The sequence below is a fragment of the Polaromonas sp. genome, from assembly GCF_029945925.1.
GTDB lineage: Bacteria > Pseudomonadota > Gammaproteobacteria > Burkholderiales > Burkholderiaceae_C > Polaromonas.
Map to the genome: position 1 here is coordinate 1 of NZ_JAQSDN010000036.1, position 25,809 is coordinate 25,809.

The following is a 25,809-nucleotide window of genomic DNA, read 5'->3' on the forward strand; positions in this document are numbered from 1 at the left end:
AATGGCGGCAACGAGAGTTTACATATGTTTCGTTATTTATGTGTCAATGTACTAGCCACGCCCGAGTCCTGGTCGTCGCCGATCTCGACACGTGCGGCGATCGAGGACATGCCGGCGGGCTGCATCGCCGTCGTGGACGCGATGGGTGTCAGTGACGCCGGAATTTTTGGCGACATCCTGTGCGCCCGCATGCAAAAGCGCGGCGTGACGGCGCTGGTGACCGACGGCGTGGTGCGGGACCAGGCCGGCGTGATGGGCACCGGCCTGCCGGTCTGGTGCAGCGGCGCCGCGGCCCCGCCCTCCGTGGCGGGCCTGACCTTTGTGGATTGGCAGCGACCCGTCGCCTGCGGCGGCGTGGCGGTGTTCCCGGGCGACGTGGTGGTGGCCGATGATGACGGCGCGGTGCTGATCCCGGCGGCGCTGCTGGAGGAGATGCTGCTGCTGGCACCCGAACAGGAGCGGCTCGAGTCCTGGATCATGAGCGAGGTGGACAAGGGTGCGGCCCTGCCGGGCCTGTACCCGCCCAACGCGGAGAACAGGGCGCGTTACGAAGCGGCGAAAAAAACCAGCCAGTGAGGCCGCTGCGGCTTAGCCGTTTGTCATTGCGGGCCTGACCCGCAACTCATGCCGCATTCACAGCAACAGGGGTTCATGACGATGGATCCCCGGTCACGCCCGGGATGACAGCCCATCAGCTTTCCTGAGGACCCCCTCCGGTTGCTATCATTTTCATAACACGTCGCGCAGGCGCAGCGCCGAGAAACGCCCGTTTTCCCATAAATTTTTCATGGGCGGCTCCTGGCTCAGCAGCAGCTGCGCCATCAGCGGCTCCAGCGCGGTGGAGGCCGGATCGGCCAGCAGCAGGTAACGCGCCTCGAGTTCGTTCTCCGGGTCGGTGAGCTGGCCTATCCAGTCCAGCGCCATCAGCGTCTCCAGCACGGGTTCGAGCTGCAACACGTCAACCTGCAGCGCCCTGGCCAGCTCGGAAGCCTCCAGCCCGATGCGCGTGGTGCTGCGCGCCCGGTGCAGTTGCTGCAGCAGTTCCACCGCCAGCTGGAACTGCCAGCCGTGCGCGCTGCCGCGGCGCGCCACGCCGGCCAGCAGGCTGGGCAGGTAGGCGGCAATCACCGCGCCCATCAGCACGATGACCCAGGCCACGTAAATCCAGACCAGCAGAATCGGCAAGGTGGCAAAAGCGCCGTACACCAGCGAATAGGTCGGCACGCTGCTCAGGTACAGCGCGAGCACCTTCTTGGCCAGCTCGATGCCCGCCGCGACAAACAGGCCGCCGGCCCAGGCGTGGCCCCAGCGCACAAAGGTGTTGGGCACATAGCGGTACAGGGCCGTCATGCCGCCGGCGAGCAGGAAAAACTGCAGCACGTCCAGCAGCACCCGCAACCCGCCGGGCATGTCGCCCACCACGCCGCGCGAACCGGAAATGACATAAGACGTCACCGCCAGGCTGGCGCCCAGCACCAGCGGGCCCAGCGTGATGGCCGCCCAGTAAATCAGCACGCGCTGCGCCAGCGGCCGCGGTTTTTTCACGCGCCAGATGCCGTTGAGCGTGCGGTCTATGGTCAGGATCATCGCGATCGCCGTGACCAGCAGCACCGCCAGGCCGGCGACACCGAGCTTGTTGGCCTGTTTGGCGAACTGCGTCAGGTAACCGAGCACCTGGCGCGAGATGTTGTCGGGAATCAGGCTGTTGACCAGCCACACCTGCAGCGTGCCCTGCAGCTTGGAAAACATCGGAAAGGCCGTGAAAATGGCCAGCGCCACCGTGAAAAACGGCACCAGCGCGATGCTGGTGGTAAAGGTCAGGCTGCTGGCCGTCAGGCCCATGTGGTCGTCGCGGAACCGCTCGCGCAGCGTGATGGCGGTGTCGCGCCAGGGAAAGCGGGACAGGTCCGTCAATAACTGCTGCAGGGACTGCTGGAATTTCATCCCCGGTATCATGCCATCGACACAAGCATCAACATGACCATCGACAAAACAACACAGATAGACGCCACACGCTGGCTGGCCGTGGGCAGCCTGACCGCCCTGATCATTCTCGGCCTGGCCTGGGAGATGTGGCTGGCGCCGCTGCGGCCGGGCGGCTCGCTGCTGGCCCTGAAGGTACTGCCGCTGTGTATTCCGCTGGCCGGCCTGCTGAAAAACCGCATGTACACCTACCGCTGGCTCAGCCTGATGGTCTGGTTGTATTTCACCGAGGGCGCGGTGCGCGCCTGGAGCGACAAGCCGCCCGGCAACTACCTGGCCATGGCCGAAGTAGCGCTGTGCCTGCTGCTGTTCACCGCTTGCGCCCTGCATGTGCGCATCCGCCTGAAAAACGGCGTAAAAACCATTCAACCTGCTGCCTGAAATACTTATGGACAAGATTCTCGATGCCTTGCGCGCCATCGTCGGCGACGCCCATGTGCTGACCGGGGGCGACCTCTCGGCCTGGGAGCTGGACTGGCGCAAACGCGCGCGCGGCAAGGCGCTGGCCGTGGTTCGCCCCGCCGATACGGCGCAGGTGGCAGCTGTTGTCAGCGCCTGCGCAGCGGCCGGCGTGCCCATGGTGCCGCAAGGCGGCAACACCGGCCTGGTCGGCGGCTCGACGCCCGACGCCTCCGGCCGCCAGGTCGTGCTGAGCCTGCAGCGCATGAACGCGGTGCGCGCCATCGATAGCGCCAACCTGACCATGACGGTCGAGGCCGGCTGCATTTTGCAGACCCTGCAGGAAACCGCCGAAAAAGCCGGCTTCCTGTTCCCGCTGAGCCTGGCCGCCGAAGGCAGCTGCACGATTGGCGGCAACCTCGGCAGCAATGCCGGCGGCACGCAGGTCGTGCGTTACGGCAATACACGCGACCTCTGCCTCGGGCTGGAAGTCGTCACCGCGCAGGGTGAGGTCTGGGAAGGCCTCTCGGGCCTGCGCAAGGACAACACCGGCTACGACCTGCGCGACCTGTTCATCGGCAGCGAAGGCACACTGGGCATCATCACCGCCGCGACCATGAAGCTCTACCCCATGCCGGCCGCGCAGCTCACCGCCTGGGCGGCCGTGCCGTCGATGGAGGACGCCGTCACCCTGCTCGGGCTGGCGCACCGCCACCTGGGCGCGGGCCTGACGGGCTTTGAAGTCATGGGCCGGTTTGCGCTGAGCCTGGTGGCCAAACACTTCAAGCAGCAGCGTGTGCCGCTGTACGAGGACACGGCATTTTGCGTGTTACTGGAAAACTCCGACCACGAGTCGGAAAGCCATGCACGCGAGCAGTTCGAGCGCCTGCTGGAAACCGCCATGGAAGACGGCTGCGTCACCGATGCCGTGGTCGCGGAAAACCTGCAGCAGGCGCACCAGCTCTGGCATGTGCGCGAAAGCATTCCTCTGGCGCAGGCCGAGGAAGGCCTGAACATCAAACACGACATCTCGGTGCCGGTCTCGCTGATTCCCGAGTTTGTGCGCGTCACCGACCAGTTGCTCGCCAAGGCCATCCCGGGCGTGCGCCTCGTCAACTTCGGCCACCTCGGCGACGGCAACCTGCACTACAACGTGCAGGCCCCGGCCGAAGGCGACGCGGCCGCGTTTCTGCGCGAGCAGGAAGAAAACGTCAATGCCCTGGTCTACGACTCGGTGCAGGCTTTCGGCGGTTCGATCTCGGCCGAACACGGCGTCGGCAGCCTCAAACTCGACAAGCTCGAAAAGCACAAATCACCGGTGGCCCTTAGCCTGATGCGGGCCATCAAGCGGGGCCTGGACCCCGAGAACCTGATGAACCCCGGGCGGGTGCTGCGCATATAATATGCGCATGATTCATGGAGATGCGCCATGCTGAAATTTGACAACGCACCTAAAAAGGCCACCAACCTGTCGCTCAATGCCAAGGTACTGGAAATGGCGCGCGAGATGGGCATGAATGTTTCCCAGACCGTGGACACGTTGCTGGCCGCCGAGGTGCGACGCCGTTACTGGGCGCAATGGAACGAGGAAAACCGGGAGGCGGTCGCGGAGTACAACGCACGCATCGCCAGCGAAGGCCTGCCGCTGGCAAACTACCGGACCTTCTAGCGATGGCACGTTACGATGTTTATGCGAACCCCGATGCCACGCTGCGCAAGATCGCGCCCTTTTTGCTGGATGTCCAGAACGATTACATCAACAGTCTGGATTCACGCGTTGTCATCCCCATGCGTCCAGCCGCGCTGTACCCGCATCCCATGCGCGATTTGAACCCGGTATTCGAAGTCAGCGGTAAAGTGGTGGTACTGGACACCGCCGGTCTCGCCGCGTTTCCGGCGCGGGAATTGAAAAAACGCGTTGCCGGTCTGCAAGACCAGAGTGAACTCATCGTTGCCGCCATGGACTGCCTGTTTGGAGCTTATTAAAGTGTCGCCCCGCCCCATCCGCTCCCAGTACGAACATTTCATGCGCCATGTGGACACCCACGGCGTGTTCAAGGCCGACCGTACCGGCACCGGCACCAAAAGTGTGTTCGGCTACCAGATGCGTTTTGATCTGAACGAGGGCTTTCCGCTGGTGACCACCAAAAAGGTCCACCTCAAGTCCATCGTGCACGAGCTGCTATGGTTTCTGCAGGGATCGAGCGACAACAACTGGCTCAAGGAACGCGGCGTGACGATCTGGGACGAGTGGGCGCGCGAAGACGGCAGCCTGGGCCCGGTCTACGGTGTGCAGTGGCGCAGCTGGCCGACGCCGGACGGCGGCCACATCGACCAGATTGCCGAAGTCATCCAGACCCTGAAAACCAACCCCGACTCGCGCCGCATCATCGTCAGCGCCTGGAACGTGGCCGATCTTTCCAGGATGGCGCTGATGCCCTGCCATGCGTTTTTCCAGTTTTACGTGGCGCCGGCCACCGAGCCGGGCGGCAAGGGCAAACTCAGCTGCCAGCTCTACCAGCGCAGCGCCGACATCTTCCTCGGCGTGCCCTTCAACATCGCCAGCTACGCCCTGCTGACCCACATGGTGGCGCAGCAGTGCGACCTGGACATCGGCGACTTCATCTGGACCGGCGGCGACTGCCACATCTACAGCAACCACGCCGACCAGGTGGCGCTGCAACTGAGCCGCGCGCCCTTCCCCTACCCGACGCTCAACATCAAGCGCAAACCCGCATCGATCTTCGACTACGAGTTCGACGACTTCGAGTTCCTCGAGTACGAACACCATCCGGCGATCAAGGCGCCGGTGGCGGTATGAAGGCGCTTGGCGAGGGGCCCCGCGCAGCGGGGATCGACACGCCGCAATGCCGCCGGGCGCCGACACCTGCGTCCTGTGGAAACTACTTGATTCGGGAGGCGACGGTATAGCCATGCCTGTCCAGGGTGTCAGCCACATCACCTTCATTGTGCGAGACCTTGATCGTATGGCGCTGTTTCTTTGCGAGGGCTTGGGCGCGAAAGAGGTCTACGACAGCAAGGCCAGGAATTTTTCGCTGTCACGGGAAAAATTTTTTATGCTTGGCGACACCTGGCTGGCAGCCATGGAGGGCGACCCACCGGCCGAGCGCAGCTACCGGCACCTGGCATTGAAGGTGGAAGCAAGCGAGCTGCCCGGCTTTGCATCCCGGTTGCGAGCCATAGGCGCGGAGGTTCGTCCGGCCAGGCCGCGCGTCCCCGGGGAGGGTCAATCGCTTTATTTTTACGATTTCGACAACCACCTGTTTGAGCTGCACACAGGAACACTTGAAGAACGGCTCAGGCAGTACAACGCATGACATCTCCCCGCATCAACCTCATCTACGCCCGCGCCGCCAATGGCGTCATCGGCAAGGACGGCGCCATGCCCTGGCATCTGCCGGAAGACCTGGCGCACTTCAAGCAACTGACCCAGGGCTGCCCGGTCCTCATGGGCCGCAAGACCTGGGACTCGCTGCCGCCGAAATTCCGACCGCTGCCGGGGCGGACCAACATCGTGATCACCCGGCAAGCGGACTGGCAGGCCGAAGGCGCACAGCGCGCAGGCAGCCTTGAAGAAGCCTTGCTGCTGGCCGGACCAGCGCCCGAGGTCTGGGTGATGGGCGGTGCGCAGATTTATGCGCAGGCCGAACCGCTGGCCGGCCGCATCGAAGTCACCGAGATTGCCGCGGATTTTGACGGCGATGCCCATGCCCCGGCGCTTGGCCCAGGCTGGCGCGAAACCACCCGCCAAGCCCATGTGGCCGCGAGTGGCCTGCCCTACAGTTTTGTGACCCTGGAGCGCCCATGACCCGATCGGCCAGGCACCGGGAAATATGGCTGCGTCCGCTTGGAGCCCCGGCCTTGCCGCGCAAGGTCTGCCGCAGAAAACCTCCGGACACGGCATGAGCACCTCCTGGCGTCTGGCTTTGTGCGCTGCGATGGCCGGGCTGGTCTGGGTTGCCGTGCCTGCCCCTGAGGCCACGCGCGCGGGGTTGGCGCTTTTTGTGTTGATCGGAAGTCTCTGGGTCACCCAGGCGCTTCACCTGGCGGTGACCGCGCTGGCCGTGCCTCTGGTGGCGGTGCTGGCGGGTCTGATGTCACCGCGCGATGCGCTGGTCTCCTTTGCGCATCCTGTCATCTTTCTTTTCCTCGGCGGATTCGCCCTTGCCGCAGCGCTCACACGCCAGGGGCTGGACCGCGCACTGGCCAATGCAGTGCTGCGCCTGGCCGGTGGCCGCATGCTGCCGGCGGTGCTGCTGCTTGCCGGGTTGACAGCCGTGCTCTCGATGTGGATGAGCAACACAGCCACGGCGGCCATGATGATGCCGCTGGCACTGGGATTGCTGCGCGGTGAAAACGGCGCCCCTGCCGCGGGGCCGCGCGAACACGCCTTCGTCCTGCTGGCACTGGCCTACAGTGCCAGCATAGGCGGCATCGGAACGCTCGTCGGCAGCCCGCCGAATGCCATAGCTGCCGCCCAGACAGGGATTGGTTTTTCACAATGGCTCAGTTATGGCCTGCCGATGGCGGCCCTGCTCTGGCCGCTCATGCTGCTCGTGCTGTTCCTGCTGCTGCGTCCCAGGCTGGGTGGTGGCAGCACGCCACCGGCGGAGCCTCTGGTGTGGACGCGCAACCGCGTGGTTACCGTCGCGATCTTCGGCGCCACCACCGCGGGCTGGGTGGGCGGCGTCCCGCTGGCGCGGGCGCTGGGCATCGCCGCCGACATCGACACCATGGTGGCGCTGGCCGCCATTGTGCTGCTGACAGCCAGCGGTGTGCTGCAATGGCGCGACCTCGAAAAACAGACGCAATGGAGCGTGCTGCTGCTGTTCGGCGGAGGATTGGCGCTGAGCGCAGTCATGAGTACCACCGGCGGCAGCAACTTCCTTGCCCAGGCCCTGCTGGACGCCACGGTGGGGGTTCCGCCGTTGCTGATGATCACTGGCATGGTTGCCTTCGTCGTTTTCCTCACCGAAATGGTCAGCAACACAGCCAGCACCGCGCTGCTGCTGCCCGTGTTCCTGCCAGTGGCCGCCGCTTTCGGTCTACCGCCCATGGCCATGGCCGCAGCCATTGCCGTGGCGGCGTCCTGCGCCTTCATGCTGCCGGTGGCGACGCCACCGAACGCCATCGTCTTCGCCACGGAGAAAGTGCCGCAGGCGACGATGATGCGCTGCGGCCTGGTGCTCAACCTGGTCTGCATCGGCTCGATTGTTGCCATGGCGATGGGCGCATGGCGGTGAACCTCTGGACACTGGCGCCAGGCTTGGCCGGCGGGCTGGGCCTGTTTCTGCTCGGCATGTCGATGATGACCGACGGGCTCAAACTGGCCGCCGGGCCTGCGCTTGAGCGGATCCTCGCAGGTGCAACACGCACGCGCCTGCACGCCCTGGGCTCCGGCGTGCTGGTCACCGCGGTGGTTCAGTCTTCCAGCGCGGTGACCGTAGCCACCATCGGTTTTGTCAACGCGGGGCTGCTCTCGCTGGGCCCGGCCCTGTGGGTGCTTTTCGGTTCCAATGTGGGCACCTCCATGACCAGCTGGATGGTTGCCCTGGCCGGGCTCAAGTTCAAGATTGAGGCCCTGGCCTTGCCGCTCATCGGTGTGGGTGTCGTCCTGCGCCTGACCGGCGAAGGCAAACGCCGCGGCGCCCTGGGCTCTGCACTGGCCGGGTTCGGCCTGCTGTTTATGGGTATAGCCCTGCTGCAGCAGTCTTTCACCGGCCCGGCGGATCAGATCACGCTGCCACAGGGCGAAGGCGCCTTGCCGGTTGCGGCCCAGGTTGGCATCGGCGTGCTGATGACGGTGCTGATGCAGTCGTCAAGCGCAGCGATGGCCATTGCGCTCACGGCCGCGCAGGGCGGACTGCTGACGATGCAGGGAGCAGCAGCGGTGGTCATTGGCGCCAATATCGGCACCACCGTGACGGCCCTGCTGGCGGCCGTCGGCGCCACGCCGAATGCACGCCGCGCTGCCGCCGCGCATGTGGTGTTCAACCTCGTCACTGCAGGTGTGGCACTGGCGTTGCTGCCGTGGCTGCTGGTGGCGCTGGCCTCGGCCACGCAGTGGCTGGGCCTGTCGTCCGAGCCTGCAGCCGGACTCGCACTGTTTCACACGGTTTTCAATGTGCTCGGTGTCATCCTGATGTGGCCAATGGCCGGCAACCTGACCGGCTGGCTGCAAAAGCGGTTCCGGGCACGGGAAGACAATGAGGCACAACCCCGTTATCTTGACGACAACGTGCTGCAGGTCCCCACGCTTGCCGTCGGTGCGCTGAAGCGCGAAGTGGCGCGCATTGGCCATACCGCTGTGCGTCTGGCACGGCGGGCTTCGGGTGGGGCCGCACCCGCGGCGCTGGTGCGCGACCAGGCCATCGTCATGCAGCTCGATGACACAGTGGAGTCGTTCGTCGAACGCATGAACCGCAGCGCCATGCCCCAGCACGCCAGCGAACAGCTCGCCAGGGTTCTCCGAGTGTTGCGCTACCACGAAACCACCGTTGAACAGGCTTTCGCCGCGGCCCCCGTCCAGGCACCGGCGGGCAGCAGCGCCGAGGTCCGGACGCTGCACGACCGCTTTGTACAGTCCGCGGACGTCCTGCTGGCGCTGTGCGATCCGCAGGCGGAGGAGCCCCCCGCGCTGGATGCCGCTGCGCTCGGCATGGAGGACGCTTACGAAGCGCTCAAGGTCGGCCTGCTGGCCGCCGTGGCGGCCGGTTACGCCCGTTTCGCCGAGGCGGAAGACGCCCTGCGACGCTACAGCGCCTTGCGCCGGGCCGCGCAGCAAGCCACCAAGGCCCGCCGGCGCTGGCCGGTTTCCGAAGAACCGGCGCCGACCTGACCCGCCCGGACGCCAGACACCTTCACGCTGTCGGCCGCCGGCTTTTTGGGATACTCGGTGCCTGCCTGCGCAATAGGTGCTGGCCAAAAAATTGATCTGTGGAGTTCAAATGAAAATTGCCACCTGGAATGTCAACTCGCTGGCGGTGCGGCTGCCGCAGGTGCTCGACTGGCTGGCCGCCAACCCGGTCGATGCCTTGTGCCTGCAGGAGCTCAAGCTCAGTGATGACAAGTTTCCGCTGGAGGCGCTGGCGGCCGCCGGTTACCAATGCGCCTTCTTCGGGCAGAAGACCTACAACGGCGTGGCCATCCTGAGCCGCACGCCGCCGCGCGACATCGTCAAAAACATTAACGGGTTCAGCGACGAGCAGTCGCGCGTGATTGCCGCCACGCTGGACACGCCGCAGGGCGAGCTGCGGCTGGTCAACGGCTACTTCGTCAACGGCCAGGCGCCGGGCACCGACAAGTTCGAATACAAGATGCGCTGGCTGGACGGCCTGCGCACCTGGCTCAAGGCAGAACTCGCGGCCCACCCCAGGCTGGTGGTGGTCGGTGACTTCAACATCACGATGGACGACCGCGACACCTGGGACGCCGAGGGCCTGCGCGAAACCATCCACCACACGAGCGAAGAGCGCGAGCACCTGCAGGCGCTGCTGGGGCTGGGCCTGCACGATGCTTTCCGCCTGTTCGAACAGCCGGACAAAAGTTACTCGTGGTGGGACTACCGCGAGTTCGCCTTCCGCCGCAACCGCGGCCTGCGCATTGATTACATCCTGGTCAGCGAGATGCTCAAGCCCGCGGTGAAGGGCTGCGTGATCGACAAGCTGCCGCGCAAAAACGAGCGGCCCAGCGACCACGTGCCGGTGATCGCCGAGTTCGATTTGCTATCAATAACATAGCTGCCTGCGCCCACCAATCAAGGGCTACATCCATTTTTGACCTATACCCGGCGCACCACCCGCCCGGGTGACTGCGCCGATTCGACCACCTGCCCCCGCGCATGCCGCTGGCCGTTGCAGACCTCGTGGCTGATGGCCAGGTTCTCCGCGTGGCTGTTGCCGCCCTCGCTGAGCGGCTGGATGTGCTCCAGTGTCGCGGCCGCCGGCATGACATGTTCTCCACAGACCCAGCAGGGCACCTTGCCGTGCAGCTGGCGCGCCACGGTTTTGTAGATCTTGTCGCGGGTCAGGGATAAGCGGCTCATGGCTGGACTTTAAATCAGGTCCACGCGTCCGGCGCCAGATCCGCATGCCCGATAAGCGTGAATTCACCCCGCAATGCAAGCGCAGGTGATCTTCATTCAAGCAGGGGCCGCGGGTCCGGCTCCGCCGGCCCGCAGGCGCAGCGCCCCCTCGGGGGGCAGCGCAGTACGCGAAGCGACAAGCGTGGGGGCTCTTCTACTCCAGATTGAGCTCCTGAATCTTGCGCGTGATGGTGTTGCGGCCTATGCCCAGCTTCTGCGCGGCTTCGATGCGGCGGCCGCGCGTGTTGAGCAGCGCCGTCTGGATCAGCTTGGACTCAAAACGCCGGGTCAGCACATCCCACACGTCGCTGCGGCCGGTCGCCAGCAAGGCCATGGCTTCAGCCTCGAGCCCGCTTTCCCAGCTGCTGCCGTTGGCCGCCCCGGGCGGGCTGCCGGCCTCCGCGAGCGGCGCCGCGGCGCCGGCATGCAACACGTCTGCCGCGGCTGCCCGCGGCAACTCGGCCGGCACGGACAGGGGCCGCTGCGGCGCCGTGCCGCCTTCGACGAGTACCGGCGCCCTGCCCGGTTCGGGCACGGCCCCCAGCACCTCGGGCGGCAGGTCCTTGGCTTCGATGACCTGGGCCGGCGCCATCACGGTCAGCCAGTGGCAGATGTTCTCGAGCTGGCGCACATTGCCGGGAAAACTGAAGGTGCTCAGTTGCTGCAACGCCGCATCGGAAATGCGTTTGGGCTCCACGCCCAGCTGCTTGGCGCTTTGCTGCAGGAAGTGGCGCGTCAGCATGAAGACGTCTTCGCGGCGCTCGCGCAACGCCGGCAGGCGCAGGCGGATCACGTTGAGGCGGTGGAACAGGTCTTCCCGGAAACCGCCTTCCTTGACGCGCTGCTCCAGGTCCTGGTGCGTCGCGGCAATCACGCGCACATTGGTCTTGACGGCGTTGTGGCCGCCGACGCGGTAGAAGTTGCCGTCGCTGAGCACACGCAGCAGCCGCGTCTGCAGGTCAAACGGCATGTCGCCGATCTCGTCGAGAAACAGCGTGCCGCCGTCGGCTTGCTCGAAACGGCCGCGGCGCATGGTCTGCGCGCCGGTGAAGGCGCCGCGCTCATGGCCGAACAGTTCGGACTCGAGCAGGTCTTTCGGGATGGCGGCCGTGTTGATGGCCACAAAAGGCCCGTTGGCGCGCGGTGAATGTTTGTGCAGCGCTCGCGCCACCAGTTCCTTGCCGGAACCGGACTCGCCGGTGATCATCACCGTCACCATGCTCTGGCTCAGGCGGCCGATCGCGCGGAACACGTCCTGCATCGCCGGTGCCTGGCCCAGCATTTCGGGCGTGGCGGCCATGCGTTCTTCGGCCACTTCCTCGCGCTGGCTTTCCTCGACGGCGCGGCGTATCAGCTCGACCGCCTTGGGCAGATCGAACGGTTTGGGCAGGTATTCGAAAGCCCCGCCCTGGAAGGCCGACACGGCGCTGTCCAGGTCGGAAAAGGCCGTCATGATGATGACCGGCAGGCCGGGCAGCTTTTCCTTGACCTTCTCGAGCAGGTCCAGGCCCGAGCCGCCGGGCATGCGGATGTCGCTGACCAGGATCTGCGGGCCGTCTTCCTCGGTGGCGACTTCCAGCGCGCTGAGCACTTCACGCGGGTTGGTGAAACTGCGCGTCGGGAGGCCTTCACGCAGCAAGGCTTTTTCCAGCACAAACCGGATGGACTGGTCATCGTCCACAATCCAGATCGGTTTCATGTTCTCGTCCCTTTGGTACTACCGGTTATCCGTGAAAGACAACGGATGTCAAGGCAGAGGTATCAGCAACTTGAAATCCGTGCGGCCGGGGACGCTCTCGCACTCAATCAAGCCGTGGTGTTGCTGAACAAAGGTTTGCGCCAATGTCAGCCCCAGTCCGGAACCGCCTTCGCGCCCCGAGATCAGGGGATAGAAGATACGGTCCTTGATGGAGTCCGGAACACCCGGTCCATTGTCGATAACATGCAATTCCAGTGCCAAGCGATAGCGCTGCTTGCCAAAAGTTACTTGTCGGGCAATTCTTGTCCTGAAAGTGATCTGCGCATCACCCGCGGCAACACGCTCGGCGAGCGCCTGTGCGGCGTTGTGCGCGATGTTGAGCACCGCCTGAATCAGCTGCTCGCGGTCACCGCGAAAGTCGGGAATCGAGACATCGTAGTCGCGCATGACGCGCAGGCCCCGCGGAAACTCCGCCAGGATCAGCGAGCGGACACGTTCGCACACCTCGTGGATGTTGACGTCGCCCACCAGGTGCGGCCGGCGGTGCGGTGCCAGCAGGCGGTCCACCAGGGACTGCAGGCGGTCGGCCTCGTGGATGATGACCTGGGTGTATTCGGTCAACTCCCTGGACTCGATCTCCATCTGCAGCAGTTGCGCCGCGCCACGAATCCCGCCCAGCGGGTTCTTGATCTCGTGCGCCAGGTTGCGGATCAGCTCCTTGTTGGCCTGCGCCTGGTCGATCAGGCGCTCTTCGCGGTCCTGCTTGGCCTGCTGCTCCAGCGGCAGCAGCTCCACGATGGCCTCGCCCGGTGTGTCGGTCTGCGCCACCACCACATGCACGGGCATGGGTTCGCGGTTCAGGGGCTTGAGCCAGGCGTCATAACGCAGAGCGGCAAATTCATTGCTGCCCGCGCCTTCGAGTGCGTTGTGCAAGATGGCCGGCTCGGTGAAGCAGTCGGGGAGCTGGGAGCCTTCGATGGTGCGGCGCGAGGTGCCGAGCGCGTCTTCGAGTGCCGCGTTGGCAAACACCACCACGCCGTTGGTGCGCACAACGGCGACCAGTGTGGCCAGCAGGTCAAAGGACTGGAAACGGGGGGTGGCCGGTGCGGCCGCGGGCGCGGAAAGAGTGGGCTTTTTCAAGCCTTCTATTCTCACGCAGAACGTCTTACTGACGGATGGTGTTTCCGGGTAAACGGGAAATTTCGCGCTTCAGGCCGGCGATGTCGCTTTCGTGGCGGGCGATGCTTTCCTTCATTTCAGCCACACGGTCCAGGTAGCGCTGGTAATTGCGCCCTTCGATGCCCTGCTTCTCCGGCTGGCCGTTGTTGTACTCTTTTTGCTGCTCGGCGAGCCGAAGCTCGGCCTTTTTGAGTTCAGACTCCAGGATGGCGCGTGTGTCGCTGTCCCGGGCGCGTTGCGCTTCGTTGCCAGCGGCAGGCGATGCCTGCGCCGCGGCAGCCACACGCACCGCAGGCGACCGGCTCTGGGGCAGGCTCTGGACCACCGTCACATTGCCGCCTTCGATCTGCCTGCAGCCACGCGACTGCGCCTCCTTGGCGTTGTTGATGTATTCGGGCGCAGCACCTTCCTTGCCGCCACAGCGGTAGATGCGCTCCTGCGCGAACGCGGCAGAGACGCTGCTGGCGAGAAGAAGGGTTGATATTGAAAGAAGTACTGTAGGTTTCATGCGTAACCCCAAGCGCCTGTTAGGGCAAGGACGGTCTGCCAGTATCCCGCAAAGGTGTCAAAAAGCAAAATCAGCGACAGGATAACCATGCGGCCCAATGAAAAAGGACGGCAAAAGCCGTCCTTTTTTGACCACAGACTGTAAGAACTTACAGTGAGTAGTACATCTCGAACTCGATCGGGTGGGTGGCCTGGCGCAGGCGCGTCACCTCACCCATTTTCAGCTCGATGTAGGCGTCGATCATGGAATCGGTGAACACACCGCCCTTGGTCAGGAAGCTGCGGCCGACGTCGAGGCAGTCCAGCGCCTGGTCCAGGCTGTGGCACACGGTTGGGACTTTGGCATCTTCCTCGGGCGGCAGATGGTACAGGTCCTTGGTCGCGGCTTCGCCGGGATGGATCTTGTTTTCCACGCCGTCGAGACCAGCCATCATCAGGGCCGAGAAGCCGAGGTAAGGGTTCATCAGTGGATCGGGGAAACGTGCCTCGATACGGCGGCCTTTTGGGTTGGCGACGTAAGGAATGCGGATCGAAGCCGAGCGGTTTTTCGCCGAGTAAGCCAGCTTGACCGGGGCCTCGTAGCCAGGGACCAGGCGCTTGTAGCTGTTGGTGCCGGGGTTGGTGATGGCGTTGAGCGCACGGGCATGCTTGATGATGCCGCCGATGTAGTACAGGGCAAAATCAGACAGACCGGCGTAGCCGTCACCGGCAAACAGGTTCTTGCCGTCTTTCCAGATCGACTGGTGCACGTGCATGCCGGAGCCGTTGTCGCCAACGATGGGCTTGGGCATGAAGGTGGCGGTTTTGCCGTAGGCATTGGCCACGTTCTGCACCACGTACTTGAGGATCTGCGTCCAGTCGGCGCGCTGCACCAGCGTGCTGAACCTGGTGCCGATTTCGTTCTGGCCGGCGCCGGCCACTTCGTGGTGGAACACTTCAACCGGAATGCCCAGCGATTCGAGGATCAGGGACATCTCGGCGCGCATGTCCTGCGTGCTGTCGACCGGGGGCACCGGGAAGTAGCCGCCCTTGACGGTAGGACGGTGGCCGCGGTTGCCGCCTTCGAGCTTGGCGCCCGAATTCCAGGGGGCTTCGTACTCTTCGATCTTGAAGAAGGTGCCCGACATGTCGGTGTTCCAGCGCACGTCGTCGAAGATGAAAAATTCAGGCTCGGGACCGAAATAGGCGGTGTCGCCCAGACCGGACGCCTTGAGGTAGGCCTCGGCGCGCTGCGCGATGGAGCGCGGGTCGCGGTCATAGGCCTTGCCGTCGCTGGGTTCGAGCACGTCGCAGCTCATGAACAGCGTGGTTTCTTCGAAGAAGGGGTCGATGTTGGCCGTTTTCGGGTCAGGCATCAACTGCATGTCGGAAGCTTCAATGCCTTTCCAGCCTGCCACAGAAGAGCCGTCAAAGGCATGGCCCGAAATGAATTTGTCTTCGTCAAAGTGGGACACGGGCACGGTCACGTGCTGCTCTTTGCCCCGGGTGTCGGTAAAACGGAAGTCAACAAACTTGACTTCGTTTTCCTTGACCATTTTCATGACGTCTGCGACGGTCTTTGCCATCAGAATCTCCTGTTGCTGGATGGTGGTTAAAAAATTGTTTCGGCGTGGTCGAATGCACTTTTTGTGCCAAACCTCCCTGGCGGGTGTTTGCGGGTGATTTAAAGCCAAGCCCCTGATTGTGCCGTCATCCGGCCCCCGTTTGGGCAGCGCCGGGCCGGCAAAACCGCAAAAGCAGCGAGAAATTAACGCACCAAATAAGTGCAAAACAGGTTTGCACCTTATCGGTGCAATAACTTATCGCACCAATTCAGGGCCCAACTTGGCATTAAAAGTGTGCAGACCCGCGAGCAGCGCCGGGTAGGCCGCGTTGACGGCATCGGGCGCGCCCTTGACGCCGAGCTCGATGTGCCGGCCGTACTCGGGGTGGTCCACACTCGGCAGGCTGAACACCTTGACCCCGCTGTGGCGGGCCTCTATGGCCAGCATCAGTGGTGTCAACGCAGCCTCCATGGACCCCATCACGATCACCGACTTTTCCGCGTAGGCCAATTTTTGGTGCAAGCCGGCATAGTGCGTGTCCAGCAGCCATTCGACCATGGGCCAGGCCATGACCGGAAACCCTGGCATGAAATGAAGACCCCCACGCTCCCCCACTGCGTGTGGGTCGCTGCCCCCCGAGGGGGCCGCTGCGCCTGCGGCCGGGCTAAGCCCGTTCCGCGGCCCCGGCTGAATTAAAGAATCCACAAAGCAGCTGAAGCCGGGGATCTTGTTATAGGGATTGGGAATGATGGCGGCGCCTGCCGGAAACATGCCCATGTTCAGGCGGTGGATGTTGTCGTGCCGGTCCGGCTCATAGGGCACGCCCTGCTCTCTGGCGATGTCCTGCATGCGCTCCCGGATCAGGCGCTCGGCCTCGGGGAGCAGCGCCAGCTCCACACCCAGCGCCCGCGCGGCGCACTGGCGGGTATGGTCGTCCGGCGTGGCGCCAATGCCGCCGGTGCAGAAGACCACATCACCCGTGGCGCGGGCGGCGGCGAAGGCGCGCGCCAGCGTGGCCGTGATGCGTTCGGGGTCGTCGCCCACGTAGTCGGCATAACTGAGCGGCAGGCCACGTGCCGCCAGCAGCTCGATGACCTTGGGCAGGTGTTTGTCGGCGCGTTTGCCCGACAGGATTTCGTCGCCGACGATGATGAGTCCGAAGTGTGTGGTCATGGGAAAAACAGGAACGTCATGGCAGGGAACCGGGCCGGCCATCCGGCGCACCGAGTGTCGGCGCAGGCCCCGCGGGGCCTTGGGGCAGGAGTTCATCCGCTATCGTTTCAATAGCATCTTGCGCAAGAGGGTCGGGAGCTGGGGCATTGTTCTGCTTGCGAAGCTGCTCCAGCGCCGCCAGGCAGTAGTGGGAAAACCAGAGGGATGAAAAGGCAAACACCAGGGTGTAGATCCAGATCGCCACCGGCACGAGGATGGGCGCCATGGCGACAAACATCGCCCCCGAGGCCCAGATCAGGCTGGGCGCGGCGCCCAGGTAGCCGCTGAGCACGCCGATGCCCAGCAGGCTGCCGCGGTAGCGGCGAAAAAGCTCGCGCCGTTCCTCGGCACTCGCATGATCGACCAGCGCGTCGTAGGCCATCACGCGGTAGGTCAGCCAGCCCCAGATCAGCGGCGGCAGGATCAGTATCAGCGGCGGAACCAGCCACAGCGGCATCGAGACGACCAGCGCGATAGCGGCCAGCAGGGTCGAGCTGAGCGACCAGAGCGCGCTCGCCACGAATGAGCCGCCTTTTTTCCGCTCCAGCAGCGGAAAGCGGCGCTCGGCCACCAGCGCCACCATGGCCGGCGTCATCAGCAGCGCGACAAACAGCAGCGCGGCAATCACGATCACCGGAATCGCCATGAAAAGCAGCAGCGCCGGCGCCAGCACCACCCGCAGGTTGCCCAGCCCCAAGCCCTCCAGCCAGCGCGCCATAGTGCTTAGCAGCTCATAACTTTCCAGGCCGCTGCGCACGGCGGCCAGGGCGTCTTCCCAGAAGAAGTAGCCCACCCCGAGCGAGATGACGACCATGATGATCAGCGGCAAAAATGACAGCGCAATCACCCGGGGGTGCAGGCAGTACATGGTTGCGCGCCAGAACGAATCAAGAAGCTTGTTCATGAAGGAAGTGTAGCCCCCACGCTGTATAAAAGCCCCCACGGTCGCTCACTGCGTGTAGCTCCCTGCACCTTGCAGGCCGCCGCTCGCCAGAGGCTTCTCTTCTGATGCCTGTCCAAACCGGCTCAAGCAGGTTCGGAGCCGCAGGCATCAGCCCCCCGAGGGGGCCGCTGCGCCTGCGGCCCGGCAAAGCCGGTTCCGCGGCCCCTGCTGGCATGGAATCCGTGGTCGAGCGAATGGATCAGGCTTTGCCGATCAAGCGCTTCAGCCCCAGCCATTGCTGCGACCAGAAACCGTGGCCGTAGTCGCGCGACTGCTCGACCTGGTCGCGTATGCCGGTCGGGTCGTAACGCTGCTCGAAGTTGGCGGTGCCGAAAAGCACGTCCCAGCAGGGCAGCAAGACCCCGAAGTTGTGGCCTCGGGCCGTGTTTTTGCCCGCCGCCTCATGGCCGATGCCTATGCTGTGGTGCATCCGGTGAAAACGCGGGCTGACCCACAGGCGCTCGCCCACCTGCCCAAACCAGAGCCGCACATTGGCATGCTGCAGGCTTTCGCTGAGCTGGGTCAGGGCCACGATGGCGATGAACTGGCCGGGTGCCACGCCGATCAGCTGCGCGGCCAGCACCAGCAGGCAGTCGACCGCGATGTCGTCGAGCAGGTGGTTGCGGTTGTCGCTCCACATCGTCATCTGGCGCTGCGCATGGTGCAGCGAGTGCAAGCGCCACCAGACACCCCACTGGTGCTGGCCGCGGTGGATCCAGTAGCCCAGGAAGTCAAACGCCACCAGGTAAATCAGGAAGCTGGCCACCGCGCCATCGGTGACGCCGGGCCAGAGCTGGTCCAGGTGAAAAGTGCCGTAGCCGGCGGTGCGCAGAACACCGAACAGTTCGTCAAAGACCGGCTCCAGCGTCAGAAACAAGGCAATGCGGAACAGGCCCAGCCGGTGGATCAGGGTGTAGAGGATATCGGTGCGCACGGTCGCGCGGTCCCGCACCGGCTCCACCGGTCGCCAGCGCTGCAGCGGGCCGAACACCGCCAGCAGCACCAGGATCTGGATGGCGCCGACCATGAACCAGGCCGTCCCCACAAAGGCGTCCTCCAGAAAGTTGGCCAGGCCCAGCGCGAACAGGGCCGGCTGCACCACGGCCTCGAACAGCCATTGCTGCACGGCAGAAAAGCCGTTGCTCACCGCGTTGATCAAGCTGTCCATGCTGCTATTTTGCCGCGGGCGCCGTGGCCGGCCCGCTGGCAGCCACCCAGCTCTTGTAGCGCGGGTGCTCGCGCAGCGTCGCAAAACAGAAGCCGCGTTCCTTCAGCCCGACGATCAGCGGCTCCAGTACGGCGGGAGCCCAGGGGTCCTGGCGCGACCAGATGCCCAGGTGGGCCAGCAAAATGTCGCCCGGCCGAATGTCCCGCAGCGCCTTTTTCAGCAGCAGGTCATTGGGGTAGGGGCCGCTGGGCAATTCGTCACCCAGAAAACCGGCGGGCGACCAGCCCACATGCTCATAACCGCAGGCCTTGGCCGCCGCCAGCAAGGCCGGCGAGGTCTTGCCGCCCGGTGCCCGGAACAGCGGCAGCGGCTTCTTGCCGGTGATGGCCTCCAGCCGCGCGCCGGCACGGCCGATCTCCTCGCAGTACTGCGCGGCCGTCCAGGTGAACTCCCGGCCTTCGGACGGACCGGCCGAGGGTTTGATGCGGAATTGTGTCGGCCCGCCCGCCGCCGGCCGTACGTCGGCGCGCCAGTAGCTGTGCTCCCAGGTGTGGGAAGCGAATTCATGGCCCTCGGCGCCGCGCGCCTTCCACCAAGGCGCCCAGGCCGCGCCCAGGCTGCCGTCCCCGGTTTTTGTCCGCTCGTTGGCGGCAAAAAAAGTGACCTTGACCTGGTGTTTGTTGAGAATGTCCGCGATCAGCGGCGCCACGTCCATGTGGCCGGTGTCCAGCGTCAGGTACACCGGTTTGCCGGGCTTGTCTTGCGCATCAAAACAGCCTTCAGCCCTTACGGGACGGACGCTAGCAGCTATGAAAACTATAGCAATCAAGAGCGCAACGAGCGACCGAGCTGTTCTCCCATTCAAGCAGGGGCCGCGGGTCTGGCTTCGCCAGCCCGCAGGCGCAGCGGCCCCCGAGGGGCTGGAGCCTGCGGCTCTAAAGCTGCCTGCGCAGCTTTGGACAGGCGACAGAAGCGAAGCCTCCGGCGAGCGGCGGCCTGCAAGGCCTCGGGAGCTACACGCAGTGAGCGACCGTGGGGGCTCACTGTCTAGCGGCGTGATCCAGCGTCCAGACACCATGAGGGCTCTTTCCAACATTGACCTGGCGCACCACCTTGCGGCTGGCCATGTCGATCACCGTGAGTTTGCGCGCCCAGCGCGAGGTGACATAAATGAATTTTCCGTCGCGCGAGACATCCATGCAGTCGGGCCCGCCGGGCGCCGGGTAAACATCCACCACGGCCATGGTCTGCAGGTCGATCTTGCTGATGCTGTTGCCCACCCGGTTGCTGACGAGCACATGGCGGCCGTCGCCCAGCGCGCGAAAGGCATGGGCGCCCGCACCGGTCTTGATGAGGCGGGTGCGCTGCGGCTGCTTGCCGCTCACGTCGTAGACCTCGACCGAGTCGCTGCCGGTCAGTCCGACCAGCAGGAATTTGTCGTCGGCCGTGCCGAACACGTCGGCGGGCGTCAGACCCGTCGGCGTGCGCCACTTGACAGTCTGGGTGGCCAGGTCGATCGCGATCAGCTCGTCGCTGTCCTGCATCGACGAATACACCGTGGTGCTTTTGCTGTCTATCCACAAATGGCTGGGTGTCTTGCCGGTGGGGATACGCTTGACCAGGGTGACATCGGTGCCATCCCATCGGTAGATGTCGATGTGGTTGAGCCGGTTGGCCGCCGTGACAAACCACTTCATGTCGGGCGAAAAACGCAGGTGGTAAGGGTCGATGATGCCGCGCACCACCCGCTGGACGTCGGCGGTCCGGGGGTCTATGAAGGTCAGCGTGTCGGACAGGGCGTTGGCCACGATCACCGATTTTTCGTCAGGCGTGAGGTACAGGTGGTGCGGCTGCTTGCCGGTGGGAATGCGCCGGGTTTCCGTCCAGTCGACCGGATTGATGACGCTGACGCTGTCACTGAGCGAATTGAGCACCAGCAGGGGCATGGTCTGGGCCACGGCCGGGACAGCGGCTGCGCCCAGACAGGTGCACAGGACGGCGGCAAACAAACGGAAGGGGAAATTCACGCAGCGGCTTTCTTCGGACAACCAGCAAGTTTACTGGCAGGCCTTTATCAACGCGCCAGGGGCCCGGTCCGCTTACATCCCTTACGATGAGGTGATGAGTTTTGTTGAGATCGCCGGCACACGGCTTGAAGTGCAGTCCATCGCCGGATCGGCAGGCCTGGCGCCTATTGTTTTTCTGCACGAAGGCCTGGGCTCGGTCAGCCTGTGGACCCAGCGCGGGCGCAACTGGCCCGAAGCAGTCTGCCAGGCCGCCGGCCGTGCCGGCCTGGTGTATTCGCGGCGCGGCTACGGCCGGTCCGACCCCGTGCCCGATGTGCGCGGCACCGGCCGCCTGGCGCCCGACTACATGCACCGCGAGGCCTGGGAGGTGTTGCCGGCCCTGCTCGCCAGCCAGGGCATCCACCAGCCCGTGCTGCTGGGCCACTCGGACGGCGCGAGCCTCGCCCTGCTCCATGCGAGCCGGCACCCGGTGAGCGCCGTCATCGTCATGGCGCCGCACCTGATGGTCGAGGACATCGCCGTGCAGGCGATTGGCGAAGCAACGGCTGCCTTTGAGTCCGGAGGATTGCGGGAAAAACTGGCCCGCCACCATGCCGATGTGGACAGCGCCTTCTGGCAGTGGAACGACGTCTGGCTGTCGACCGGCTTTCGCAGCTTTGACATCCGGCCCGACTGCCGCCGCATCAGCGCGCCGCTGCTGGCCATCCAGGGGCTGGGCGACGAATACGGCAGCATGGCGCAGCTCGATGAGCTGGCCCTGGCCGCGCCGCAGACCGTGCAGTTGCGGCTGTCAGCTTGCGGCCATTCGCCGCAACGCGACCAGCCCGACCGGACGCTGGAAGCGCTTGCCGCTTTCCTGCAGCCGCTGCCGTGACGCTATCGTTTCAATAGCTACAAGCGCCCGTCAGATAAGGGCTAAAGGCAGTTTCCACCATCAGACACGGGGTTTTTGGCACTCAGCCAGCAATGGCCGCCAGGTCCTGCGCCGTCAGCCAGCGCCACTGGCCGGGTTTCAGATCGGCCGGCAGATCCAGCGACCCGATGCGCGAGCGGTGCAGGCCCGCCACGTCTTCGACCCGGTTGCCCACCGCCGCAATCATGCGTTTGACCTGGTGGTACTTGCCCTCGGTGATCGTCAGGCGCAAGGTCTGCTCGCCGGTTTTTTCGCAGGCCGCGGCCCGCACCGGCTTGGGGTCGTCGTCCAGCACCACGCCCCCCAGCAGTTTCTGGACCTGTTTGTCATCCACCGGGTGTTTGGCCGTGACCTCGTACACCTTGGGCACATGGTGCTTGGGTGAACTCATGCGGTGGATGAACTTGCCGTCGTCCGACAGCAGCAGCAGGCCGGTGGTGTCCTGGTCCAGCCGCCCGACCGCCTGCACACCGGCCGCCGCGCCGCCGCCGCGCTGGCGAATCTGCGCCGGCAGCAGGGTGTAGATGCTCGGGTAGGTGCTGGGTTTTTGCGAACACTCGTAGCCGGCCGGCTTGTGCAGCATCAGGTAGGCCTTCTCGTGGTATTCCCAGTCCACGCCCTGCACCGTGAACTTCAGCCCCTCCGCTACAAAATCCATAGCTGGCACCGTACAGGGGACGCCGGCTACGGCTACAAAACCCTGTTGAATCAGGCCGGCGCAGACGCGCCGCGTGCCAAAACCCTGGGAGAAAAGAATGTCCTGCATTTGCATGTTTTTTGCCATGCGCCTATTGTCGCCCGGGCGGACACGGTCCCGGCCTACCGCGCAACAGCCCATCGGCTTTCAGGGGTCGCTAGGACGTCTGGCTAAGCTTTTGCTGATCGATGCAAGGGACTCTGGCACGCCTGGCCGCGCCGTCCGCCGCATCACGGCCCCGTTTTCCGACCCATGATGAAAAAATACCGCCCTGTGCTGACCATTCTGCTCACCTTCCTGATCACCGTGGCTGGCGTGCTGCTCATCCTGAATTTCAGCACCGGGGAAACAAAGGTCAACCGCGAGCTGCCCCGCCTGTATGCCACGCAGGATCCCCAGTTCCGCCGCGCCATGGGCGCCCTGCTCGGCCCCGCCCTGGTGGGCGGCAACCGGGCCCGGGAGCTGCTCAACGGCGACCAGATCTTCCCCGCCATGCTGCAGGCCATCCACGGCGCGCAGCGCAGCATCACCTTTGAAACCTACATCTACTGGTCAGGCGAGATTGGCAAGCAGTTTGCCGACGCGCTGGCAGAACGCGCCCGGGCCGGCGTGAAGGTACATGTGCTGCTGGACTGGGTCGGCAGCAGCAAGATCGACGCGTCGTTTTTGCAGGAAATGGAAGCGGCCGGCGTGGAGATCCGCAAGTTTCACAAACCGCACTGGTACAACCTGGCGCGCATGAACAACCGCACCCACCGCAAGCTGCTGGTCGTTGACGGCACAACCGGCTTCACCGGCGGCGTGGGCATTGCGCCCAAGTGGACAGGCGCCGGCCAGGACGCCGACCACTGGCGCGACTCCCATTTCCAGATCGAGGGCCCGGCCGTCGCCCAGATGCAGGCGGTGTTCATGGACAACTGGCTCAAGGTCACGGGCAAGGTGATGCACGGCGAAGCCTACTTCCCGGCCCTTCAGGCGGTCGGCAGCAGCGACGCCCAGGTGTTCTCAAGCTCACCCTCGGACGGCAGCGAAAGCATGCAACTGATGTACCAGCTGTCCATCACCGCGGCCGCGCGCAGCATCGACCTGTCGAGCGCCTACTTTGTCCCCGACGAGCTCACCACCCGGGCGCTGACCGATGCGTTGAAACGCGGCGTGAAGATCCGCATCATCACGCCGGGAGAAATCATCGACACCGACACCGTGCGTGCGGCGTCGCGCGGCAGCTGGGGGCCGCTGCTGCAGGCCGGCGCGCAGATCCACGAGTACCAGCCCACCATGTACCACTGCAAGGTCATGATCGTGGACCAGTTTCTGGTCTCGGTCGGCTCGACCAACTTCGACAACCGCTCCTTCCGCCTCAACGACGAAGCCAACCTCAATGTCTACGACGAAACCTTTGCCGCACGGCAGACCCGGGTGTTTGAGGACGACCTGAAGCGCTCCCGGCAGATCACCTACGAGGAATGGGCCCGCCGCCCCCTGAAGGAAAAATTCATGGAACGGCTGGCTCTGCTGCTGGAGTCCCAGCTTTGACAGAAGCAGCAGAAGCGGGCGGGTTGCTGGCGGGCACGACAAAACCGCCTGCGCGAGTTCATACACCCCCTGCGCCCTGCCTCCGTTACTTTGATGGACTGATGTCTTGAGCTTCGCTGACCCGATAATGACGTGAACTCTATTCCCATGTCATGAACCAGCCCGACCTCGACCAGCTTCTTGCCGCATGCGACCGCTTTGTGCCGCAACGCATGCTGCAGCTGATTGGCGCCGACAGCATCGAGCAGGTCCGGTCCGGGCAACATGTGGAGCGCCAGATCCACATCCTGTTCACCGACATCCAGGGCTACACCACGCTCGCGGAAGACCACAGCTCCACCGCGAGCTTCGAGTTCATCAACAGCTACCTCGGCGCCATGGAGCCGGTGGTGCAGCGCAATGGCGGTGTCGTTGACAAGTTCATCGGCGACGCGATCATGGCGCTGTTCCCTGAAGATGCCGACGACGCGGTCCATTGCGCGCTTGAGCTTGCCGTGGCGCTGGACAATTTCAATGCCAGTCGCGCGGCGCAGGGCAGGCAGCCCATACGCATCGGGATAGGCATTCATACCGGTCTGGTCACTATCGGCGCCATCGGAACCGAGCAGCGCCTTGAAATCACCGTGATTGGCGATTCGGTCAACCTGGCGGCGCGGCTGGAATCGACCACCCGCGAGTACGGGGCGCAGATTCTGGTGAGCGAAAACGTCCTGTACGCGCTCAATCACCCGCAAGCGCCTGCCAGCCGCTTTGTTGACCGCATCCGCGTCAAGGGCAAGATGCGGCCGGTTTCCATCTACGAGGTTTTCAGCCCCGACACCGACGCGGCCAGCACCCTCAAGATGGCGACGCGTGCCGAGTTCGAGCGCGCCGTGGCCTATTACCAGCTACTGAAAGTCGATCAGGCGCGCGCGATTTTTGCGCGCCTGTGCGCCCAATGCCCGGACGACCGGCCGGCCCAAGTCTACCTGGAGCGCTGCCAAGCCTTCGGTGAAACCGGGCAACACCACGGCACGGGCGAGATCAGCCGCGAGATCGAATGGAGCCACGACTATGACACCGGCGTGGACGAGATGGATGAGCAGCATCAGGAATGGTGCAAGCGCCTTGCGGCCCTGTTTGAGCGCCTGCAGTCCGGGCAGCAGCAAGGCCTGCCAGAACTGTTCGATTACCTGCGCAGCTACATCGAATGGCACTTCGCCGAGGAGGAAGCGCTGATGGACCAGTCCGGCTACCCGCTACGCCGGCAACACAAGCTGGAGCACGCGCGCTATGCGGAAGTGCTGGAGCGCTTCAAGACCGACTTTGAACAGGGACAACACGACCCCTTGCTCGTCACTTTCCGCGCCAATCTGTGCCTGGTCGACTGGTTCATCAACCACACCACCGGAACAGACCGGCAGCTCGGGCGCTTTCTGGACCAGCAAAAGGCCGGTCTGGCGGATGGCTCGGCTGCTTGAACGGGCCGCCGACAGGACCCAGGCCAACCGCGCAGCACGACAAGCAGTTGATTTTCCAAAGAAAAGGCCGCTGACTATTTCTAGTAAGCGGCCTTTGTATCGGCATATGGTGGGCTGGGGTCTACTTAATGATCCCCTGCAAGCCGCATGAAATATAAGATTTCTCAATTCAATCTTTATTTTGTTCCCCGGTTTGTTCCCCGGTCCGGGGACCGCTGCATACAGACACCTGAAAGTACCAATTAACGTCTTGCCCGACCATGGCCGGATAGTCCACTCCGAATCGATTCACTGACACAGCTGAGCGAGCCGTCCACTAATGATAGAAGAATACATATAAAGCACTCCGCCGATTCAGAAGTCCGGTCATTATCGGTGCCCCTCCCTGTTTCTCAAGCTGAGATCCAGTTGAGAGATATGGACGGCATCGGAGCCCGT

General features: G+C 64.2%; 26 protein-coding genes. 14 read left to right on the forward strand and 12 right to left on the reverse strand.

Going from position 1 to position 25,809, the window contains the following annotated elements; genetic code table 11:
• The coding region (locus PSV40_RS10105) for a hypothetical protein (RefSeq protein WP_300537071.1) at positions 1-576 on the forward strand (576 nt) is incomplete at its 5' end.
• A 153-nt stretch (positions 577-729) separates the two neighbouring features.
• On the opposite strand, the gene PSV40_RS10110 is transcribed toward PSV40_RS10105, so the two are convergent.
• The gene (locus PSV40_RS10110) at positions 730-1,944 is read right to left on the reverse strand and encodes a YhjD/YihY/BrkB family envelope integrity protein (RefSeq protein WP_300537073.1); all 1,215 of its coding nucleotides are present in this window, start codon (positions 1,942-1,944) and stop codon (positions 730-732) included.
• 33 nt (positions 1,945-1,977) lie between these two features.
• On the opposite strand from PSV40_RS10110, the gene PSV40_RS10115 reads away from it, so the two are divergent.
• The 10 genes from PSV40_RS10115 (at position 1,978) to xth (ending at position 10,142) form a co-directional block, all read left to right on the forward strand.
• Entirely contained in the window at positions 1,978-2,364 is a 387-nt protein-coding gene (locus tag PSV40_RS10115; RefSeq protein WP_300537074.1) for a DUF2069 domain-containing protein, read from the forward strand.
• Between the two features lie 7 nt (positions 2,365-2,371).
• Complete coding sequence (locus PSV40_RS10120; protein ID WP_300537076.1) at positions 2,372-3,784, forward strand: FAD-binding oxidoreductase; 1,413 nt, start codon at positions 2,372-2,374, stop codon at positions 3,782-3,784.
• 27 nt (positions 3,785-3,811) lie between these two features.
• Positions 3,812-4,051 carry a type II toxin-antitoxin system CcdA family antitoxin gene (locus PSV40_RS10125; protein ID WP_300537077.1) on the forward strand — a complete coding sequence of 80 codons (240 nt, stop codon included), beginning with the start codon at positions 3,812-3,814 and terminating at the stop codon, positions 4,049-4,051.
• 2 nt (positions 4,052-4,053) lie between these two features.
• Entirely contained in the window at positions 4,054-4,368 is a 315-nt protein-coding gene (locus tag PSV40_RS10130; protein ID WP_300537079.1) for a CcdB family protein, read from the forward strand.
• Between the two features lies 1 nt (position 4,369).
• On the forward strand, positions 4,370-5,203 hold the full coding sequence (locus PSV40_RS10135) for a thymidylate synthase (RefSeq protein WP_300537080.1): 834 nt from the start codon (positions 4,370-4,372) through the stop codon (positions 5,201-5,203).
• A gap of 112 nt (positions 5,204-5,315) precedes the next feature.
• Positions 5,316-5,720 (forward strand): FosX/FosE/FosI family fosfomycin resistance hydrolase, encoded by a 405-nt coding sequence (fosX, locus tag PSV40_RS10140; protein WP_300537082.1) that lies wholly within the window; start codon positions 5,316-5,318, stop codon positions 5,718-5,720.
• Positions 5,717-6,211 carry a dihydrofolate reductase gene (locus PSV40_RS10145; RefSeq protein WP_300537084.1) on the forward strand — a complete coding sequence of 165 codons (495 nt, stop codon included), beginning with the start codon at positions 5,717-5,719 and terminating at the stop codon, positions 6,209-6,211. Before fosX ends, PSV40_RS10145 begins: the two co-directional genes overlap by 4 nt.
• Before the next feature lie 94 nt (positions 6,212-6,305).
• Positions 6,306-7,646: a DASS family sodium-coupled anion symporter gene (locus PSV40_RS10150; RefSeq protein WP_300537086.1), complete on the forward strand. Its 1,341-nt coding sequence runs from the start codon at positions 6,306-6,308 to the stop codon at positions 7,644-7,646.
• A complete protein-coding gene (locus tag PSV40_RS10155) occupies positions 7,637-9,241 on the forward strand; it encodes a Na/Pi symporter (protein WP_300537088.1) in 1,605 nt (534 codons plus the stop codon). Before PSV40_RS10150 ends, PSV40_RS10155 begins: the two co-directional genes overlap by 10 nt.
• 109 nt (positions 9,242-9,350) lie before the next feature.
• Positions 9,351-10,142, forward strand: a complete 792-nt coding sequence (gene xth, locus PSV40_RS10160; RefSeq protein WP_300537089.1) for an exodeoxyribonuclease III — start codon at positions 9,351-9,353, stop codon at positions 10,140-10,142.
• Positions 10,143-10,183: 41 nt separating this feature from the next.
• Here xth and PSV40_RS10165 read toward each other — a convergent pair whose 3' ends face one another.
• The 10 genes from PSV40_RS10165 to PSV40_RS10210 all read right to left on the reverse strand — a co-directional run bounded on the left by PSV40_RS10165 (position 10,184) and on the right by PSV40_RS10210 (position 20,732).
• Positions 10,184-10,447 (reverse strand): HNH endonuclease signature motif containing protein, encoded by a 264-nt coding sequence (locus PSV40_RS10165; RefSeq protein WP_300537091.1) that lies wholly within the window; start codon positions 10,445-10,447, stop codon positions 10,184-10,186.
• A 193-nt stretch (positions 10,448-10,640) separates the two neighbouring features.
• Complete coding sequence (gene ntrC, locus PSV40_RS10170; RefSeq protein ID WP_300537093.1) at positions 10,641-12,185, reverse strand: nitrogen regulation protein NR(I); 1,545 nt, start codon at positions 12,183-12,185, stop codon at positions 10,641-10,643.
• Positions 12,186-12,233: 48 nt separating this feature from the next.
• The gene (glnL, locus tag PSV40_RS10175; RefSeq protein ID WP_300537095.1) at positions 12,234-13,325 is read right to left on the reverse strand and encodes a nitrogen regulation protein NR(II); all 1,092 of its coding nucleotides are present in this window, start codon (positions 13,323-13,325) and stop codon (positions 12,234-12,236) included.
• Between the two features lie 25 nt (positions 13,326-13,350).
• Positions 13,351-13,872: a hypothetical protein gene (locus tag PSV40_RS10180; RefSeq protein WP_300537096.1), complete on the reverse strand. Its 522-nt coding sequence runs from the start codon at positions 13,870-13,872 to the stop codon at positions 13,351-13,353.
• Between the two features lie 148 nt (positions 13,873-14,020).
• The gene (glnA, locus tag PSV40_RS10185) at positions 14,021-15,436 is read right to left on the reverse strand and encodes a type I glutamate--ammonia ligase (RefSeq protein WP_300537097.1); all 1,416 of its coding nucleotides are present in this window, start codon (positions 15,434-15,436) and stop codon (positions 14,021-14,023) included.
• 234 nt (positions 15,437-15,670) lie between these two features.
• Complete coding sequence (locus PSV40_RS10190) at positions 15,671-16,588, reverse strand: molybdopterin-binding protein (RefSeq protein ID WP_300537099.1); 918 nt, start codon at positions 16,586-16,588, stop codon at positions 15,671-15,673.
• A gap of 16 nt (positions 16,589-16,604) precedes the next feature.
• Complete coding sequence (locus PSV40_RS10195) at positions 16,605-17,531, reverse strand: EI24 domain-containing protein (RefSeq protein WP_300537101.1); 927 nt, start codon at positions 17,529-17,531, stop codon at positions 16,605-16,607.
• Between the two features lie 238 nt (positions 17,532-17,769).
• Positions 17,770-18,738, reverse strand: a complete 969-nt coding sequence (locus PSV40_RS10200) for a sterol desaturase family protein (protein ID WP_300537103.1) — start codon at positions 18,736-18,738, stop codon at positions 17,770-17,772.
• 4 nt (positions 18,739-18,742) lie between these two features.
• Entirely contained in the window at positions 18,743-19,549 is an 807-nt protein-coding gene (locus tag PSV40_RS10205; protein WP_300537416.1) for a polysaccharide deacetylase family protein, read from the reverse strand.
• 229 nt (positions 19,550-19,778) lie between these two features.
• Entirely contained in the window at positions 19,779-20,732 is a 954-nt protein-coding gene (locus tag PSV40_RS10210) for a YncE family protein (protein WP_366915003.1), read from the reverse strand.
• A gap of 127 nt (positions 20,733-20,859) precedes the next feature.
• Here PSV40_RS10210 and PSV40_RS10215 point away from each other — a divergent pair, with 127 nt between their 5' ends.
• The gene (locus tag PSV40_RS10215) at positions 20,860-21,639 is read left to right on the forward strand and encodes an alpha/beta hydrolase (RefSeq protein ID WP_300537105.1); all 780 of its coding nucleotides are present in this window, start codon (positions 20,860-20,862) and stop codon (positions 21,637-21,639) included.
• Between the two features lie 82 nt (positions 21,640-21,721).
• Here the strand turns inward: PSV40_RS10215 and PSV40_RS10220 are convergent, their stop codons facing one another.
• Positions 21,722-22,450 carry a 16S rRNA pseudouridine(516) synthase gene (locus PSV40_RS10220; protein WP_300537419.1) on the reverse strand — a complete coding sequence of 243 codons (729 nt, stop codon included), beginning with the start codon at positions 22,448-22,450 and terminating at the stop codon, positions 21,722-21,724.
• A 180-nt stretch (positions 22,451-22,630) separates the two neighbouring features.
• Between PSV40_RS10220 and PSV40_RS10225 the strand changes: the two genes are divergently transcribed.
• Together PSV40_RS10225 and PSV40_RS10230 are read left to right on the forward strand one after the other, a co-directional pair.
• Positions 22,631-23,911, forward strand: a complete 1,281-nt coding sequence (locus tag PSV40_RS10225; protein WP_300537107.1) for a phospholipase D-like domain-containing protein — start codon at positions 22,631-22,633, stop codon at positions 23,909-23,911.
• Between the two features lie 152 nt (positions 23,912-24,063).
• Positions 24,064-25,371, forward strand: coding sequence for a bacteriohemerythrin (locus tag PSV40_RS10230; protein WP_300537109.1), 1,308 nt, complete (start codon positions 24,064-24,066; stop codon positions 25,369-25,371).
• Positions 25,372-25,809 lie beyond the last annotated feature (438 nt).